The organism is Streptomyces sp. NTD107, from assembly GCF_059510435.1.
This window is the reverse complement of sequence record NZ_JCAJZV010000001.1, coordinates 487,949-503,262: the sequence shown is the minus strand read 5'-3', so window position 1 is coordinate 503,262 and position 15,314 is coordinate 487,949. Positions and strand designations below refer to the sequence as shown.

Annotated in this window: 16 protein-coding genes and 1 riboswitch; of the genes, 2 read left to right on the top strand and 14 right to left on the bottom strand. The window is 73.4% G+C overall.

Going from position 1 to position 15,314, the window contains the following annotated elements:
* Positions 1-6: 6 nt before the first annotated feature.
* From hisG to fmt, 13 genes are all read right to left on the bottom strand, one after another.
* A complete protein-coding gene (hisG, locus tag AC5WRL_RS02215) occupies positions 7-855 on the bottom strand; it encodes an ATP phosphoribosyltransferase (protein ID WP_496086503.1) in 849 nt (282 codons plus the stop codon).
* Positions 856-927: 72 nt separating this feature from the next.
* The gene (locus tag AC5WRL_RS02210; protein ID WP_496086502.1) at positions 928-1,200 is read right to left on the bottom strand and encodes a phosphoribosyl-ATP diphosphatase; all 273 of its coding nucleotides are present in this window, start codon (positions 1,198-1,200) and stop codon (positions 928-930) included.
* 247 nt (positions 1,201-1,447) lie between these two features.
* On the bottom strand, positions 1,448-1,933 hold the full coding sequence (gene ribH, locus AC5WRL_RS02205; protein WP_496086501.1) for a 6,7-dimethyl-8-ribityllumazine synthase: 486 nt from the start codon (positions 1,931-1,933) through the stop codon (positions 1,448-1,450).
* Between the two features lie 53 nt (positions 1,934-1,986).
* Entirely contained in the window at positions 1,987-3,297 is a 1,311-nt protein-coding gene (locus AC5WRL_RS02200; protein ID WP_496086500.1) for a bifunctional 3,4-dihydroxy-2-butanone-4-phosphate synthase/GTP cyclohydrolase II, read from the bottom strand.
* Positions 3,294-3,953, bottom strand: a complete 660-nt coding sequence (gene pnuC / locus AC5WRL_RS02195; RefSeq protein ID WP_496086499.1) for a nicotinamide riboside transporter PnuC — start codon at positions 3,951-3,953, stop codon at positions 3,294-3,296. The genes AC5WRL_RS02200 and pnuC overlap by 4 nt, the downstream gene beginning before the upstream one ends.
* Positions 3,950-4,537, bottom strand: a complete 588-nt coding sequence (locus tag AC5WRL_RS02190; protein WP_496086498.1) for a riboflavin synthase — start codon at positions 4,535-4,537, stop codon at positions 3,950-3,952. The genes pnuC and AC5WRL_RS02190 overlap by 4 nt, the downstream gene beginning before the upstream one ends.
* A complete protein-coding gene (ribD, locus tag AC5WRL_RS02185; RefSeq protein WP_496086793.1) occupies positions 4,538-5,620 on the bottom strand; it encodes a bifunctional diaminohydroxyphosphoribosylaminopyrimidine deaminase/5-amino-6-(5-phosphoribosylamino)uracil reductase RibD in 1,083 nt (360 codons plus the stop codon).
* A 176-nt stretch (positions 5,621-5,796) separates the two neighbouring features.
* A riboswitch (FMN riboswitch) is annotated at positions 5,797-5,928 on the bottom strand.
* A gap of 93 nt (positions 5,929-6,021) precedes the next feature.
* On the bottom strand, positions 6,022-6,480 hold the full coding sequence (locus AC5WRL_RS02180; protein WP_496086497.1) for a phospholipase: 459 nt from the start codon (positions 6,478-6,480) through the stop codon (positions 6,022-6,024).
* Positions 6,481-6,723: 243 nt separating this feature from the next.
* On the bottom strand, positions 6,724-8,160 hold the full coding sequence (locus AC5WRL_RS02175; RefSeq protein ID WP_496086496.1) for a GuaB1 family IMP dehydrogenase-related protein: 1,437 nt from the start codon (positions 8,158-8,160) through the stop codon (positions 6,724-6,726).
* Between the two features lie 165 nt (positions 8,161-8,325).
* Entirely contained in the window at positions 8,326-9,315 is a 990-nt protein-coding gene (locus AC5WRL_RS02170) for a sugar-binding transcriptional regulator (protein WP_496086495.1), read from the bottom strand.
* 149 nt (positions 9,316-9,464) lie between these two features.
* Entirely contained in the window at positions 9,465-10,154 is a 690-nt protein-coding gene (rpe, locus tag AC5WRL_RS02165; protein WP_496086494.1) for a ribulose-phosphate 3-epimerase, read from the bottom strand.
* 43 nt (positions 10,155-10,197) lie between these two features.
* The gene (locus AC5WRL_RS02160; RefSeq protein ID WP_496086493.1) at positions 10,198-11,631 is read right to left on the bottom strand and encodes an RsmB/NOP family class I SAM-dependent RNA methyltransferase; all 1,434 of its coding nucleotides are present in this window, start codon (positions 11,629-11,631) and stop codon (positions 10,198-10,200) included.
* 84 nt (positions 11,632-11,715) lie between these two features.
* The gene (gene fmt, locus AC5WRL_RS02155) at positions 11,716-12,645 is read right to left on the bottom strand and encodes a methionyl-tRNA formyltransferase (RefSeq protein ID WP_496086492.1); all 930 of its coding nucleotides are present in this window, start codon (positions 12,643-12,645) and stop codon (positions 11,716-11,718) included.
* Positions 12,646-12,883: 238 nt separating this feature from the next.
* Between fmt and AC5WRL_RS02150 the strand changes: the two genes are divergently transcribed.
* Positions 12,884-13,372, top strand: a complete 489-nt coding sequence (locus tag AC5WRL_RS02150) for a hypothetical protein (protein WP_496086491.1) — start codon at positions 12,884-12,886, stop codon at positions 13,370-13,372.
* Positions 13,373-13,447: 75 nt separating this feature from the next.
* Complete coding sequence (locus AC5WRL_RS02145) at positions 13,448-14,095, top strand: class I SAM-dependent methyltransferase (protein WP_496086490.1); 648 nt, start codon at positions 13,448-13,450, stop codon at positions 14,093-14,095.
* Positions 14,096-14,107: 12 nt separating this feature from the next.
* Here the strand turns inward: AC5WRL_RS02145 and AC5WRL_RS02140 are convergent, their stop codons facing one another.
* Positions 14,108-15,313 carry an erythromycin esterase family protein gene (locus tag AC5WRL_RS02140; protein WP_496086489.1) on the bottom strand — a complete coding sequence of 402 codons (1,206 nt, stop codon included), beginning with the start codon at positions 15,311-15,313 and terminating at the stop codon, positions 14,108-14,110.
* Position 15,314: the final 1 nt, after the last annotated feature.

The window sequence follows — 15,314 nt, the reverse complement described above, 5'->3', positions numbered from 1 at the left end:
GGGGGCTCACAGCCGGGCGGCGTGGATGCCGGTGGTGAGGATCGCGCGGGCGCCCATGTCGTACAGGTCGTCCATCACCCGCTGGGCGTCCTGGACGGGCACCATGGACCGCACCGCGACCCAGCCCTGATCGTGCAGCGGGGAGACGGTCGGGGACTCCAGGCCCGGGGTGAGGGCCACGGCCTTCTCGACCAGTTCGGCGCGGATGTCGTAGTCCATCATCACGTAGCGGCGGGCGACCAGGACGCCTTGCAGCCGGCGCAGGAACTGCTCGACCTTGGGCTCGGCGCGATCGTCGCCGCGGCGCCGGATGACGACGGCCTCCGACTCCAGGATCGGGGCGCTGATGATTTCGAGCCCGGCCTGACGGAGGGTGGTGCCGGTCTCCACCACGTCGGCGATGACCTCGGCGACCCCCAGCTGGATGGCGGTCTCCACGGCGCCGTCCAGCCGGACCACCGAGGCGCTCACGCCGTGCTCGGCGAGGTGGGCGCGGACCACGCCGGGGAAGGAGGTGGCGATGGAAAGACCGCCGAACTCACTCACGTCGGTGACGGTGCCGGGCCGGGTGGCGTACCGCAGGGTGGAGGCGGCGAAGCCCAGCTGCTTGATCTCCTCGGCGTCCGCCCCGGAGTCCAGCAGCAGATCGCGGCCGGTGATGCCGATGTCGAGCTTGCCGGAGCCGACGTAGACCGCGATGTCGCGGGGCCGCAGGAAGAAGAACTCGACCTGGTTGTCGGAGTCGATCAGCACCAGCTCGCGGCGGTCCTTGCGCTGCCGGTAGCCGGCCTCATGGAGCATCGCCGACGCAGGCTCGGACAGGGAACCCTTGTTGGGGACGGCGATGCGCAGCATGGGGCGTGCTTCCTTCGGGAGTGCGGGGTGGTGGTGTGTTGTGTCGGGCGGCTGAGCGGGAGGGCTCGCGGCTCACAGATGAGCGTATACATCGTCCAGGGAGATGCCCCGGGCGACCATCATCACCTGGAGGTGGTACAGCAGCTGGGAGATCTCCTCGGCGGTGCGGTCGGCGCCCTCGTGCTCGGCCGCCATCCATACCTCGGCGGCCTCCTCGACGACCTTCTTGCCGATGGAGTGCACGCCCGAGGCGACCAGCTCGGCGGTGCGTGAGCTGCCGGGGTCGCCGTGGGCGGCCTTGTGCTGGAGTTCCGTGAAGAGCTGCTCAAATGTCTTGTTGGCCATGGTGACGCTCAGCCTACGGCGTGCGCGGCGCGGGTCACCGCGCGGGTGCGGCTGGGGCTGTCGTCACATGGGGCGCCCGGCGGCCCGCGGCGTCCGGTGCGTGCGATCGCAAGGCGCCGGATCGCCCTCGTACTGGGCGTACTCGGGTGATTCGGCAGCGCTGCTTCCAAGGTCTCGGTAAAAGGGCAGCGACGGATCGAAGCGGAGTGCGGCGAGCGTGCGTGTCAGGCGTCGCAGGCAGGGCGCCCTAGGTAATGACAGCCCCGAGGGAGCGCAGGGCGGCGGCGGTGGCGACGGCGGCGGTGACCGCCTCGTGTCCCTTGTCCTCGGCGGAGCCGGGCAGCCCGGCCCGGTCCAGGGCCTGCTCCTCGGTGTCGCAGGTGAGCACGCCGAAGCCGACCGGGATGCCGGTGTCCACGCTGACCTGGGTGAGGCCGGTGGTGACGCCCTGGCACACGTAGTCGAAGTGCGGGGTGCCGCCGCGGATGACGACGCCGAGGGCGACCACCGCGTCGTAGCCCTGGCCGGCCAGGGCGCGGGCGGCGACCGGCAGCTCGAAGCTGCCGGGCACCCGCAGCACGGTGGAGTGCGCGACGCCCAGTTCGTCCAGGGCGCGGCGGGCGCCGTCGAGGAGGCCGTCCATCACGGTGCGGTGCCACTGGGCGGCGATGACCGCGACCCGCAGGTCGCCGCCGTACTCCACGGTCACCTCGGGGGCGCCGGTTCCGCTCATCTGTGTTGCCTGCCTTTCGGGGGGGGAGAGGTGTACGAGGGGGTCGGGTGGGGTCACTGCCCGGCGCAGGCCGGCAGTTCGGCGCCGTCCAGCCAGGGCAGATCGTGGCCCATCCGGTCGCGCTTGGTCCGCAGATAGCGCAGGTTGTGCCGTCCGGCCGGGGCCGGCATGGGCTCGCGCCCGGTGACCCGCAGCCCGTACGCGCTCAGCGCCGCGGTCTTGGCCGGGTTGTTGGTGAGCAGCCGTACGGAGCGCACCCCGAGGTCGGCGAGGATGCGGGCGCCGGCACCGTAGTCGCGGGCGTCGGCGGGCAGGCCGAGTTCGAGGTTGGCGTCCAGGGTGTCCCGGCCGCGTTCCTGGAGTTCGTAGGCGCGCAGTTTGGACAGCAGCCCGATACCGCGGCCCTCGTGACCGCGCAGATACAGCACGACGCCGCGGCCCTGCGCGCGTACCCGGTCCAGGGAGGCGGCCAGCTGGGGGCCGCAGTCGCAGCGCTGGGAGCCGAAGATGTCGCCGGTCAGGCATTCGGAGTGGACGCGGACCAGGACGTCCTCGCCGTCGCCGATGTCGCCCGCGACCAGGGCGAGGTGTTCGGTGCCGTCGGGTGCCGAGCGGTAGCCGTACGCCTGGAACTCGCCGTGGGCGGTGGGCAGGGTGGTGACGGCCTCGCGGCGTACGGCGGGGGCTTCGTCCGGCGCGGTGCCGGCCGGGTCGGGGGCCGGCTGCGCGGCGCAGCGGTGGGCGATCAGGTCCTCGATGGAGATGATCGACAGGCCGTGCTTGCGGGCGAAGGGCACCAGTTCGGGCAGCCGCAGCATGGTGCCGTCCTCGCCGGCGATCTCCACGATGACGGCGGCCGGCCGCAGTCCGGCGAGCCGGGCCAGGTCGACGCCGGCCTCGGTGTGGCCGGCCCGGGCCAGCACCCCGCCGGGGCGGGCGCGCAGCGGGAAGATGTGGCCGGGGCGGACGAAGTCCCCGGCGGTGGCGGCCGGGTCGGCGAGCCGCGCGATGGTGGTGGCGCGGTCGGCGGCGGAGATGCCGGTGGTGACGCCGTGCGCGGGGCCGGCGTCCACGGTGACGGTGAAGGCGGTGGCCATCGGCTCGGTATTGTCGGTGACCATCTGCGGCAGCTGGAGCCGGTCGAGGTCGGCGGCCTCCATGGGGGCGCAGATCAGCCCGCGGCATTCGCTCATCATGAAGGCCACGAGCTCGGGGGTGATCTTCTCGGCGGCGGCGATCAGGTCGCCCTCGTTCTCCCGGTCGGGGTTGTCGACGACGACCACGGGCCGGCCGGCCGCGATGTCGGCGATGGCCCGCTCCACCGGGTCCAGGGCGAGTTCGGGGTCCGTCGCGGCGCTGGTCATGCTGCTGCTCCTTCGAGAACGGGGCGGGAGGCGGGTGCGTTGGAGCGCCGCCACCAGTCCCGCATGCCCCACAGGACGAGTACGAGATAGAAGACGTAGACGAGTCCGGAGAACGCCAGCCCGCTGCTGAAGGCGAGCGGCACCCCGACCACGTCGACCAGCAGCCAGGCGAACCAGAACTCCACCAGTCCCCTGGCCTGGGCGATCATGGCCACCAGGGTGCCGATGAAGATGTACGCGTCGGGCCACGGGTTCCACGACAGCGACGGCACGGCGGTGAACAACCCGGCCACGGCGACCGTGCCCACGACGGCGCCGGCCGCCAGCGCGAGGCGTTCACGGGCGGTGGCGAACCGTACGGCGATCTGCCCGTCGGCCGCCTGCTGCCGGCCGCCGCGCCACTGCCGCCAGCCCCACAGGGCGACGATGATGACCAGCAGTTGCTTGCCGACGCCGCCGCCGAGGTGGGCGGAGGCGTAGGCGGCGATGAGGACGAGCCCGGAGAGCAGTTGGGCGGGCCAGGTCCAGATCGAGCGCCGCCAGCCGAGCGCGAGGGCGGCCAGGCCGATCAGATTGCCGGTCATGTCGGACCAGATGACGTCCTGTCCGAAGGCGCGGAAGGCGACCTCGTGCAGGGGATCGAAGAGCGAGCTCATCGGGTCACCATCCGCTCCACGTACTTGGCGATGACGTCGACTTCGAGGTTGACGGGGTCGCCGGGCTGTTTGATGCCGAGGGTGGTGAGCGCCAGGGTGGTGGGGATGAGGCTGACGGTGAAGCGGTCGGCCGCCGCCTCGACCACGGTCAGGCTCACGCCGTCCACGGTGATGGAGCCCTTGTCGACCACGTAGCGGGCGAGTTCGCCGGGGAGCGAGACGGTGACCAGTTCCCAGTGCTCGGCCGGCTCGCGGGACAGTACGGTGCCGGTGCCGTCCACATGGCCCTGGACAAGGTGTCCGCCGAGCCGGCCGCCGAGTGCCATGGGGCGTTCCAGGTTGACCCGGGAGCCGGTGGTGAGGACGCCGAGCGCGGAGCGGTGCAGGGTCTCGGCCATCACGTCGGCGGTGAAGGTGCCCTCACCGGTTTCGGTGACGGTCAGACACACCCCGTTGACGGCGATGGAGTCCCCGTGGGCGGCGCCCTCGCTGACCAGCGGTCCGCGCAGCCGCAGCCGGGCGGAGTCGCCGTGTGTCTCGATGGCGGCGACCTCGCCCAGTTCTTCGACGATTCCGGTGAACATTCAGGACTCCTTGCCGGTGGGGACGGGGACGGGGACGGCGGTGACGCGCAGATCGGGACCCACGCGGTCCCAGTCGGTGACCCGCAGGCGCAACGCCTGCGCGACGGTGCTGATTCCGGCGGGGCCGAGCGCGGCGGGGCCGGCGCCCAGCAGGGCGGGGGCGAGATAGCCGGTGACCCGGTCGATGGCGCCGGCGGCGGCGAACGCCCCGGCCAGGGTGGGCCCGCCCTCCAGCAGGACGGAGCGGATGCCGCGCCGGTGCAGGGCGGCCAGCAGGGCGGGGATGTCCAGGCCGGGCCCGCTGCCGGCGCGCGGCAGCCGGACCACGTCGGCGGTGTGGGCCGGCCGGGCGACGGGGAGGTCGTCGGCGACGGCGATCAGGGTGGGCGCGGCGTCGTCCAGCACCCGGGCGCCGGGGCCGACGGCGGTGCCCTCGGTGTCGACGACGATCCGCAGTGGCTGCCGGGCGCCGGGGAGGTCGCGTACGGCGAGGTGCGGGTCGTCGGCGCGGGCGGTGCCGGCGCCGACCACGACGGCGTCCGCCTCGGCGCGCAGCCGGTGCACGTCGGCGCGGGCCTGCGGTGAGGTGATCCAGCGGCTGCTGCCGTCGGCGGCGGCGATCCGGCCGTCGAGGGTGGCGGCGTACTTCCAGTGCACGTGGGGGCGGCCGTGCCGTACGGCGGTGAGCCAGGCGATGTTGCCGGCCGTGGCCTCCTCGGGGTACGGGCCGGGCTCGGCGGTGATCCCGGCGGCGCGCAGGGTGGCGGCGCCGCCGCCGGCGATGGGGTTGGGGTCGGCGACGGCGTAGCGGACCCGGCGTACTCCGGCGGTGATGAGGGCCTGGGCGCAGGGGCCGGTGCGGCCGGTGTGGTTGCAGGGTTCGAGGGTGACGAGGGCGGTGCCGCCGCGGGCGCGTTCGCCGGCCTGTTCCAGGGCGTGGATCTCGGCGTGCGGGCCGCCGGCCCGCTGGTGCCAGCCCTCGCCGGCGCGCTGTCCGGCGGCGTCCAGGATCACGCAGCCGACGACGGGGTTGGGGCTGGTATGGCCCAGGCCCCGGGCGGCGAGCGCGATGGCGTGGCGCATCGCCTCGGCCTCTGCCGCGGGCGCGTCGGGTGGGGTGGCCACCGGGTCCTCCTGCCTCTTCGGGCACGGACTCCGGGGCATCACGGGATAAACGGCGGCAGGGGGCTGGCCGGGGACGCGCGGACGCCCCGTGCTGCGGGGACGGCGGCGCGGCCGGACATGCCGGTCCTGCTCCGTCGCGCACTGCCTCCCATCCGGACTTTAACCGTCGGTCCAGGAATTCCACCTGGTCAACCGGCCGCTGGTGGGCGGACGGGTCGCGGACTGTAACCGCCGGCTCGGAGTTTCACCGACCCCGGAGTGCGCTTGTGTCGTGTTGTACGTCCACCAGTCTGCCACGGCGGCCCGCACCGTGTGCGCCCGTGTGGGGCGCCTCACAGCGCGGGCCGGGTGGCGGTGGGTCAGCCGAACGCCTTGACGGCCTGGTAGTAGGTCCAGGCGAGGCCGTCGCAGGACGCCTTGCTGATGCCGGAGTAGCGACCGCAGACCCGCTTCAGATCCTCGTAGAAGGCGCTGTCGAGCCGGGCCTTGTTGGCGTCGAAGATGCCCGCGGCCTTGTGGTTGCGGTAGCCGAAGTCATGGCGCGCGCACGACAGCTCGAAGGGGAAGCCGAGCGGGTTGTCGGGCGACATGGAGCAGTAGTCGGTCGTCCAGTTGAAGGCGTACGCGGACCAGGCGGCCTGGTTGTTCCGGGCGGCGAGCCAGGAGTTGTAGCTGGCGGCGCTGGTCTGGGTCCAGTTGGAGAGCACCTGCGGCTTGTCGGCGGGTGCGGCACTGGCCGGCGCGGCCGAGACGGCCACGGCGCCGAGCGCCAGGGCGAGTGCGGTGACGGCGGTGGCGAGGCGATGACGCAGGCGCATGACGCGTCCTCCGGAATTCGGCGGCCCGGATCGCGGGCCGATGGGGGGTTCCGGAGTGAGAACCTACGGAGCGGCTGACGAAACCTCAACACTCTTCTGAGGAACATCAGTTGGATTCACCTGCAACTTCCTGACGCCGCCCCGTCCGGAAGTTGCCACGGCGCGCACCGGCCGGCGGGTGACCGCATGCCGAAGGGCCCGGAACGCGCGGTGCGTTCCGGGCCCCTGGGACGGGTGCGAGGGTTACCAGCTGGCGTGCAGCGGCTTGCCCTCGGCGTAGCCGGCCGCGCTCTGGATGCCGACCACCGCCTTGTCGCCGAACTCCTCCAGGGTGCGGGCGCCCGCATAGGTGCAGGAGGACCGCACCCCGGCCACGATGGAGTCGATCAGGTCCTCCACACCGGGGCGTGCGGCGTCGATGTACATCCGGGAGGTGGAGATCCCCTCCTCGAACAGCCCCTTGCGGGCGCGGTCGTACGCCGACTCCTCGCTGGTGCGGCTGCGGACCGCGCGGGCCGATGCCATGCCGAAGCTCTCCTTGTACAGCCGGCCCTCGGCGGTCTGCTGGAGGTCGCCGGGCGACTCATGCGTTCCGGCGAACCACGAGCCGATCATCACATTGGAGGCGCCGGCGGCCAGGGCCATCGCCACGTCGCGCGGGTGCCGCACCCCGCCGTCCGCCCAGACATGCTTGCCGAACTTCCGCGCCTCGGCGGCGCATTCCAGCACGGCGGAGAACTGCGGCCGGCCCACGCCGGTCATCATCCGGGTGGTGCACATCGCGCCGGGGCCGACCCCGACCTTGATGATGTCCGCGCCCGCCTCGACCAGATCCCGCACCCCGGCGGCCGAGACCACATTGCCCGCCACCACCGGGACTTGCGGAGCCAGTGCCCGTACCGCCCGCAGGGTGGCCAGCATCGACTCCTGGTGACCGTGCGCGGTGTCCACCACCAGGGTGTCCACCCCGGCCGCAAGCAGCGCCTCGGCACGCGCGACGCTGCCGCCGTTGATGCCGATCGCCGCCGCTACCCGCAGCCGGCCGGCCGCGTCGGTGGCCGGCCGGTAGAGCGTCGCGCGCAGCGCGCCCTTGCGGCTGAGGATGCCCGCCAGCCGGCCCTGCGCGTCCACCGCCGGGGCGATCTTGCGGTGCGCGCTGTCCAGGGTGGCGAACGCCTCCCGGGGGTCGATGCCGGCGTCCAGCACCAGCAGGTCCTTCGACATGACCTCGCTGAGCTGGGTGAACCGGTCCACGCCCAGCAGATCGGCCTCGGTGACGATGCCCACCGGGCGGCCCTCGGCCACCACCACGCCCGCGTTGTGCGCCCGCTTGGGCAGCAGCGCCAGGGCGTCGGCCACCGTCTGGGACGGCGCGAGGGTGATGGGGGTGTCCAGCACCAGATGGCGCTGCTTGACCCAGCTGGTGACCTCGGTGACCACATCGAGCGGGATGTCCTGCGGAATGACGGCCAGGCCGCCTCTGCGGGCCACCGTCTCGGCCATCCGCCGCCCCGCGACGGCCGTCATGTTGGCCACCACCAGGGGGATGGTGGTGCCACTGCCGTCCGGAGTGGCGAGATCGACATCCTGCCGGGACCCCACCGCCGAGCGGCCCGGGACCATGAACACATCGTCATAGGTCAGGTCATATGACGGTCGGGAGTCATTGAGGAACTTCATGCCGGCTCTCTCCACCTGCGTCTCGCATTGCCTTGGGGCACCTCCCGGCCGAGGGCCGAGGGAGGGTGGGAGCGGCAGCGTTCGCACGCGGCTCCTACGGCATTATCCCCGATCCACCCCGGACCGGGCGAACACCTGGCCGATCGGGTGATCTGCGCACCCCACTCACCGCACGCTGTCCGGATCGGCCCGCTCCAGCGCCGGCCGCACCCCGGGCGGCTGGGCCAGCAGCTGATCGGCCGCCGTCGTGTCCGTGACCAGGCTGGTCACCAGCCCCGACCGCAGCACCGCGCCGATCGCCGCCGCCTTGCGCCGGCCGCCCGCGATCGCCACCACCTCCGGGATCCGGCGCAGCCGCTCGGCCTCCACCGTGATGCACCGCTCCCCCAGATCGCGGCCCACCCGACGCCCCTCGGAATCGAACAGATGCGCGGACATCTCGGCCGCCACCCCGAGCGAGGCGTAGTGCTCGCGCTCGTCCTTGTTCAGCATGTCGTGCACCGTGGAGATGCCGGGCTCCCAGGAGCCGATCGACACCGCCGCGATCGTCACCTTGTCGAAGTACTCGAACGCCGCCGCGATCCCCCGCTGGGCGCGCAGCGCGTCCGCCGTCGCCGAGTCCGGCAGCAGCATCGGCGCGTAGATCGGATGCGCCTCCCCGCCGGAGACGGCGGCGGCCCGCCGTACCGCCTCCACCGAGCCGCGCTCGGCGGTGCCCGCGTCGTACACCCCGGTCAGCTGCACCACGGTGCACGGCGGCAGCTCACGCAGCGCCGCCGCCATGTGGATCGTGGACCGTCCCCAGGCGAGGCCGAGCACGTCCCCCTCCGCGACCAGCTCCCCCAGCAGTTCGGCGGCCACCTCACCCAGATGCTCCGGGTCGGGGGTGTCATCGGTGGTCTCGGAGGGCGACTCGGCGACCACCACGTGCCGCAGCCCGTACCGCGCCCGCAGCGCGTCGGAGCGGTCCGCGTCCAGCTCCGCCGGCACCCGGATCTCGATCCGCACCAGATCGTGCTCCACGGCGGACTCCAGCACCCGGGCGACCTTGAACCGGCTCACCCCGAACTCGTCCGCGATCTGGATCTTCGACTTGCCTTCCAGATAGAAGCGGCGGGCCATCGCCGCCGCCTGCATCAGCTCAGCGGGTCCCATCCGTGCGGCTGACCTCCCGGTCGACACGGCACTCACCTCTCAGTCCTCCGGCTTGTCCCGCTCACGGTCCGCGTGTTCATCCTCGCAGATCCGTAAGGTCCTTGATGTCTGTCGCGCCCGACCCGCCCGGGCGGGGACGCCGTACTCCCTCACCCGGCGGCGCCGGCCCCACGGGCCGCGCCGGCCGCCGCGCGCTCCGCCTGCTCCCGCAGCCCGCGCACCGCAGCCGCCGGGTCCTGCGCGCCGTAGACCGCCGAGCCGGCCACGAACACATCCGCGCCCGCCTCCGCGCAGCGCTCGATGGTCGCGGCCGAGACGCCGCCGTCCACCTGGAGCCACAGCGGCAGCCCGTGCCGGTCGATCAGCTCCCGGGTGCGGCGGATCTTGGGCAGCGTCACATCCAGGAACGCCTGCCCACCGAAGCCGGGCTCCACCGTCATCACCAGCACCATGTCCAGTTCGGGCAGCAGATCCTCGAACGGCTCGATCGGGGTGGCCGGGCGCAGCGCCATCGAGGCCCGCGCGCCCTGCGCCCTGATCTCCCGGGCCAGCCGTATCGGGGCGGTGGCCGCCTCGGCGTGGAAGGTGACCGAACCGGCGCCCGCCTCCGCGTAGGCCGGGGCCCAGCGGTCGGGGTCCTCGATCATCAGATGGCAGTCCAGGGGGGTGTCGGTGGCCTTGCGCAGCGACTCCACCACCGGCAGGCCCAGCGTCAGATTCGGCACGAAATGGTTGTCCATCACGTCGATGTGCAGCCAGTCCGCTCCCTCGACGGCCCGGGCCTCCTCGGCGAGGCGGGCGAAGTCGGCGGACAGGATGCTGGGGTTGATCTGTGCCATGTCCTTAAGTATTCAGCATGCTCCGGGGGTCGGGTGACGCCGGTCACGCGGTGCGGCGCAGCAGCGCCAGATACATCGCGTCGGTGCCGTGCCGGTGCGGCCACAGCTGGATGTCGGGTCCCTGGCCCAGGGCGGGCACCCCCGGCAGCAGTGGTCTGGCGTCCAGCCATTCGGCGGCGGGACTGCCCGGATTCTTCAGCACGTCGTGGACGACGGAGCGGGTTTCGGCCAGATGCGGCGAGCAGGTGGCGTACCCCACCACACCGCCGGTCCTGACCGCCCTGAGCGCCTCGCGCAGCAGCCCGCGCTGGAGCGGCGCGAAGCGCTCCAGGTCCTCGGGGGTACGGCGCCAGCGGGCCTCGGGGCGGCGGCGCAGCGCGCCCAGGCCGGTGCACGGCACATCGACCAGCACCCGGTCGAAGCCGCCGGCCGGCCAGGCGGGGCGGGTGCCGTCGGCGACCACCACCTGGTACGGGCCCGGGTTGCCGGCCAGCGCGCGGGCCACCAGGGCGGCGCGGTGCGGCTGCTTCTCGGCGGCCAGCAGGGCGGCGCCGCGCCCGGCGGCGAGCGCGGCCAGCAGCGCCGCCTTGCCGCCGGGGCCGGCGCAGGCGTCCAGCCAGCGGGTGTCGCCGCCGTCCCCGGCCAGCGGGGCGTTCGCCAGCGCGAGGGCGACCAGCTGGCTGCCCTCGTCCTGCACCCCGGCGCGGCCGTCGGCGATCGCGTCGATGGCGCCCGGTTCACCGCCCTCGGCGAGCCGTACCGCGTACGGGGACCACTCGCCTGCGGTGGCGCGCTCGGGGCCGGCCTGCGCGAGCAGTTCGGCGGGGGTGATCCGGCCGGGCCGGGCGGCGAGGGTGACCCGGGGGCGCTCGTTGTCGGCGGCCAGCAGCCCCTCGATCTCGGTACGGCCGCCGCCCAGCGCGTCCCACAGGGCGGAGACCATCCAGCGCGGATGGGCGTGCACGACGGCCAGGTGGTCCTCGGGGTCCTCGTCGTAGGGCGGGGCCACCCGCTCCAGCCAGCCGTCCAGATCGTGGGCGGCGACCTTGCGCAGCACGGCGTTGACGAACTTGGCGCGCCCGTCGCCCAGCACCACCCGGGCCAGCTCCACGCTGGCGCTGACCGCGGCGTGGGTGGGGATCCGGGTGCCCAGCAGCTGGTGCGCGCCCAGCGACAGCACATCGAGGACGGGTGGGTCGACCTCGCGCAGCGGCCGGTCCACGCAGGCGGCCAGTACCGCGTCGTAGGTGCCCTGGCGGCGCAGCGTGCCGTAGACCAGCTCGGTGGCCAGCGCGGCGTCGCGGTCGCCGAAGTCCCCGGCGGCGCGGGCCTTGCGCAGCAGTGGGGGCAGGACGAGGTTGGCGTAGGCGTCGCGTTCGTCGACGGCGCGCAGCGCCTCGAAGGCGAGGAAACGCACCGGGTCCTTGCGGGGACGGCGGTAGGGCCTGGCGGGACGACGGGGCGGCCGATTGCTCACGGGGACGATGACTCCGACTGCTGTTGGTGCGGGGTGGTGCGGGGGCGAGCCCGGGGGTCAAGCCTACGTTCGGGGGCCGGTGGCTCAGCCCAGCCGTTCCCCGGGGCGTACCCGGACCCCGCGGGCCCAGTCGGCCGCGGCCATCGGCTTCTTGCCCTGGGGCTGTACCCAGATCAGTTCGACGGCGTGCGACCCGGTGCCGGCGTGGACGCTGTGCTTGCCGGTCGCCAGCTCTCCGGGGGCCAGTGCCTGCTGCTCGGGGGCGAGGGCGACCTGGCGCACCTTGAGGCGCTCGCCCCGGAAGACGGTCCAGGCGCCGGGGGCCGGGGTGCAGCCGCGTACCAGGCGGTGCACGCCCAGCGCGGGGTGGTCCCAGTCGATCCGGGCGTCGTTGACGGAGAGCTTGGGGGCGAGGGTGACGCCCTCGGCGGGCTGCGGTACGGCGCGCAGGCTGCCGTCCTCGATGCCGTCCATGGTGGCCGCCAGCAGTCCCGCGCCGGCGAAGGCGAGCCGGGTGAGCAGATCGCCGCTGGTGTCCTCGGGGCGCACCTCCTCGGTGAGCACCCCGAAGACCGGCCCGGAGTCCAGGCCCTTCTCGATCTGGAAGGTGGAGGCGCCGGTCACCTCGTCTCCGGCGATGACGGCGTGCTGGACCGGGGCGGCACCGCGCCAGGCGGGGAGCAGCGAGAAGTGCAGATTGACCCAGCCGTGCCGGGGGATCTCCAGAACGGACTCGGGCAGCAGCGCGCCGTAGGCGACGACGGGGGCGCAGTCGGGGGCGATGGCCCGCAGCCGGTCCTGGAAGCCGGGGTCGCGCGGGCGCTCGGGGCGCAGGATCTCGATCCCGGCCTCCTCGGCACGCTGGGCGACGGGGCTGGCGACCAGCCGCCGGCCGCGGCCGGCGGGCGCGTCGGGCCGGGTGACCACGGCGGCGACCTCGTGCCGGTCCGATGCGAGCAGGGCGTCCAGGGCCGGGACGGCCACCTCGGGGGTGCCGGCGAACACGAGCCTCATGGTGCGGGTGTCACCTTCTCGGGTGAGTACGGGAGTACGGGGGTGTACGGGGAGAACACGGAAACGGTGCGTCAGTCTACGGTCCGCACCGGCGTGAACCCCCAGGGCGTGCGGAGCGCAACGCGCCCCTTGGCTCGGACGATGCGCTCCATCAGCGTGACCCAGGCCACGGGTGAGGCGTTGGTCAAGGCAGATTGACCATTCCGACAATCCCTGACGCCGGTTCGAGAGGGTCTCCATGGCCGAGCACGCCACCCCTGACGCCCAGGCACGAGCGAGCCTGCATCTGCTGGTTCGGGACATCGAGCGGGTCCGCCGCCAGGTGGACGCGCTGCGCACACTCACCGCACAGCTGGGCAATGTGTACCGCCCGCGACGCACCGGCTCGGCGGCCGGCTTCGTCGTGTACGGCCGTGCCCCGGCTCCGACCGTCCGGCTGGCCCAGGAGCTGCGGGACAGCGTGGAGACGCTGGTGACGGCGGCCGTTGACTTCGACCGTTCGCTGGGCTTCTCGTGGGACGCGGTGGGCTCGGCGCTGGGCGTCACCAAGCAGGCGGTGCACCGCCGTTACGGCACCCGGCGGATGGCGGAGCGGGACACGGCCGTACGCGAGTCGCTGGGCCGTGAGCCGCTTGGCCGTGAGCCGCTGGGCCGCGAGCCGCTGGGGGCCGTTCCGCAGCCGTCACAGCCGGTGGCCGCGCCGTTCCCGGGTCCGCGCAACGGGTGAGCTTGCCGTTTCGGCAACATCCTTTGCCATGGGCCGCTCGGGGGCGGACCATCTCCGGTGAACGGAGGTAATCCCATGTCGAAGGAAGAACGTTCGGCCCAGGAGTACTGGGACGAACGGTACCGGGAGAACGGCCGGATCTGGAGCGGCGAGCCCAACGTCGCTCTGGTGCGGGAGGTGTCCGGCCTGACCGCGGGCAGCGCGCTGGAGCTGGGCTGCGGCGAGGGCGCCGACGCGGTGTGGCTGGCGGCCCGGGGCTGGCGGGTGACCGCCACCGATATCTCGCGGGTCGCCCTGGACCGCGCGGCGGCGCACGCGGCGGAGCGCGGGGTGAGTGACCGCATCGACTGGCAGCGGCACGATCTGGGGGAATCCTTCCCGGCGGGCGCGTTCGATCTGGTCTGCGCGCAGTTTCTGCACTCGACCGTCGCACTCCCCCGGGAAGGGATCCTGCGCGCCGCCGCGGCGGCGGTGGCTCCCGGCGGCACGCTGCTGATCGTGGGCCACGCGGGCTGGCCCACCGGCATCGACCAGCCGGAGCGACACGACCACCCCGACGCGCACTTCCCGACCCCGGCGGAGGTCGTCGACTCCCTGGAGCTCCCCGAAGGCGCCTGGGAGGTCGTCACCGACGAGGAGTACGAGCGCAGCCGGGTGCTTCCCGACGGCAGGGAAATCCACCACAGGGACAACACCCTGCGCCTGCGCCGACTGCCGCGGTGACGGCCGCAGAACCTAGCTGCGCGGGACGTCCTTGACGAACACCACGCCGTCGCTGTCCGCCAGGTGGGCGGGGTCGAACGGCGCGTAGCCGAACCATGCGGACTCCCTGGGCGCCGGCGGGTCGCCGTCGACGGCGGCGGCCAGCCGGGGGGAGTCGAGAAGGCAGCGGTCCTGCGGGAGCGCGTACAGCAGTCCTTCCAGAGTGTCCGGCGGCGGGGTGCCCACCCCCCGGTGCCACAGGGTGCCCAGGGCCGTGGCCACATAGCCGTACCGCCGCCCCAGCCGCGCGCTCACCAGCGCGCCGGCGCTCCACCACTCCAGCGGCACCTCGCCCATCCGCGTGCTGCTCCTGGCCCGCTGGAGGTGGGCGTTGTGGGCGTGGACGAGTACCGGGCCCCGTTCGGCCAGCGCGAGGAGGTTGCCGGCCATCATCCGGTCCCGCACGCCCAGCAGCCGGGTCAGGCGCCCCGGTGAGGAGTCGGCCAGCCAGAAGTGCTGGCTCAGCAGGCCGGTGGCGGTGCGCCCGTACAGCCGGGCCCGGTCCCGCTCCTCCCCCGAGGTGGCCGTGGTCAGGTGCGGCAGTTGCTCCTCCAGCAGCGACACCAGATCGTCCGCGAGCAGCCGCAGTTCGGCGGCCTCGGCCGACCGCCCCACGGATCGGGCGGGTTCCGTCATCGCGGCGGGGTGGGTCCACGGTTCGTCGGGGCCGAGCAGGCGGTCGAGGGTGTCCGCGGTGCAGGGCAGCAGATCCGGGTCCACCTGGGCCGCGAGGTAGTCGTGGAGCGCGGTGAGGGACTGCCGGGGGCTGGTGGCGCCGGTGATCTCCAGCGGGCTGCCGTCGATGCCGGCGAAGCGGAGCCGTTCGCCGGGCGCCCGGCCCGCGTTGTACTCCCGCATCCAGCGGACGAGTTCGCGGTTGGCGGCGGAGGCGCCCCGTCCGTGGCTGAAGCCCAGATCCAGCACCTCGTCGAGCGTGCCTGTGCCCGAGGTGATGTAGTCGTCCACCAGCAGGCCCAGCAGGCAGTCGCTCTCGATCGCGATCGTTCGGTAGCCATCCTGTTCGACGAGTTGCCGGAACAGCTCGTTGCGCAGGTCGAGCAGTGTGTCCTCGCCGTGGGTGGGCTCGCCCAGGGCGAGGAGCGGAGGCCGGGCCGGAAACAGCCTCATGACGGCGGCGGCCTCGACCGGATGAAGGGTGTCCTTGATGTCAGCAACCATG

Bases quoted from the DNA above. Each gene is read 5' to 3' on its own strand.
- AC5WRL_RS02180 (WP_496086497.1), bottom strand. From the start codon at position 6,480: ATGCGCCTGCGTCATCGCCTCGCCACCGCCGTCACCGCACTCGCCCTG.
- AC5WRL_RS02210 (WP_496086502.1), bottom strand. From the start codon at position 1,200: ATGGCCAACAAGACATTTGAGCAGCTCTTCACGGAACTCCAGCACAAG.
- AC5WRL_RS02175 (WP_496086496.1), bottom strand. From the start codon at position 8,160: ATGAAGTTCCTCAATGACTCCCGACCGTCATATGACCTGACCTATGAC.
- AC5WRL_RS02145 (WP_496086490.1), top strand. From the start codon at position 13,448: ATGTCGAAGGAAGAACGTTCGGCCCAGGAGTACTGGGACGAACGGTAC.
- ribH (WP_496086501.1), bottom strand. From the start codon at position 1,933: ATGAGCGGAACCGGCGCCCCCGAGGTGACCGTGGAGTACGGCGGCGAC.
- AC5WRL_RS02190 (WP_496086498.1), bottom strand. From the start codon at position 4,537: ATGTTCACCGGAATCGTCGAAGAACTGGGCGAGGTCGCCGCCATCGAG.
- AC5WRL_RS02170 (WP_496086495.1), bottom strand. From the start codon at position 9,315: ATGGGACCCGCTGAGCTGATGCAGGCGGCGGCGATGGCCCGCCGCTTC.
- hisG (WP_496086503.1), bottom strand. From the start codon at position 855: ATGCTGCGCATCGCCGTCCCCAACAAGGGTTCCCTGTCCGAGCCTGCG.
- AC5WRL_RS02200 (WP_496086500.1), bottom strand. From the start codon at position 3,297: ATGACCAGCGCCGCGACGGACCCCGAACTCGCCCTGGACCCGGTGGAG.
- ribD (WP_496086793.1), bottom strand. From the start codon at position 5,620: ATGCGCCACGCCATCGCGCTCGCCGCCCGGGGCCTGGGCCATACCAGC.
- fmt (WP_496086492.1), bottom strand. From the start codon at position 12,645: ATGAGGCTCGTGTTCGCCGGCACCCCCGAGGTGGCCGTCCCGGCCCTG.
- AC5WRL_RS02140 (WP_496086489.1), bottom strand. From the start codon at position 15,313: ATGGTTGCTGACATCAAGGACACCCTTCATCCGGTCGAGGCCGCCGCC.
- AC5WRL_RS02150 (WP_496086491.1), top strand. From the start codon at position 12,884: ATGGCCGAGCACGCCACCCCTGACGCCCAGGCACGAGCGAGCCTGCAT.
- pnuC (WP_496086499.1), bottom strand. From the start codon at position 3,953: ATGAGCTCGCTCTTCGATCCCCTGCACGAGGTCGCCTTCCGCGCCTTC.
- rpe (WP_496086494.1), bottom strand. From the start codon at position 10,154: ATGGCACAGATCAACCCCAGCATCCTGTCCGCCGACTTCGCCCGCCTC.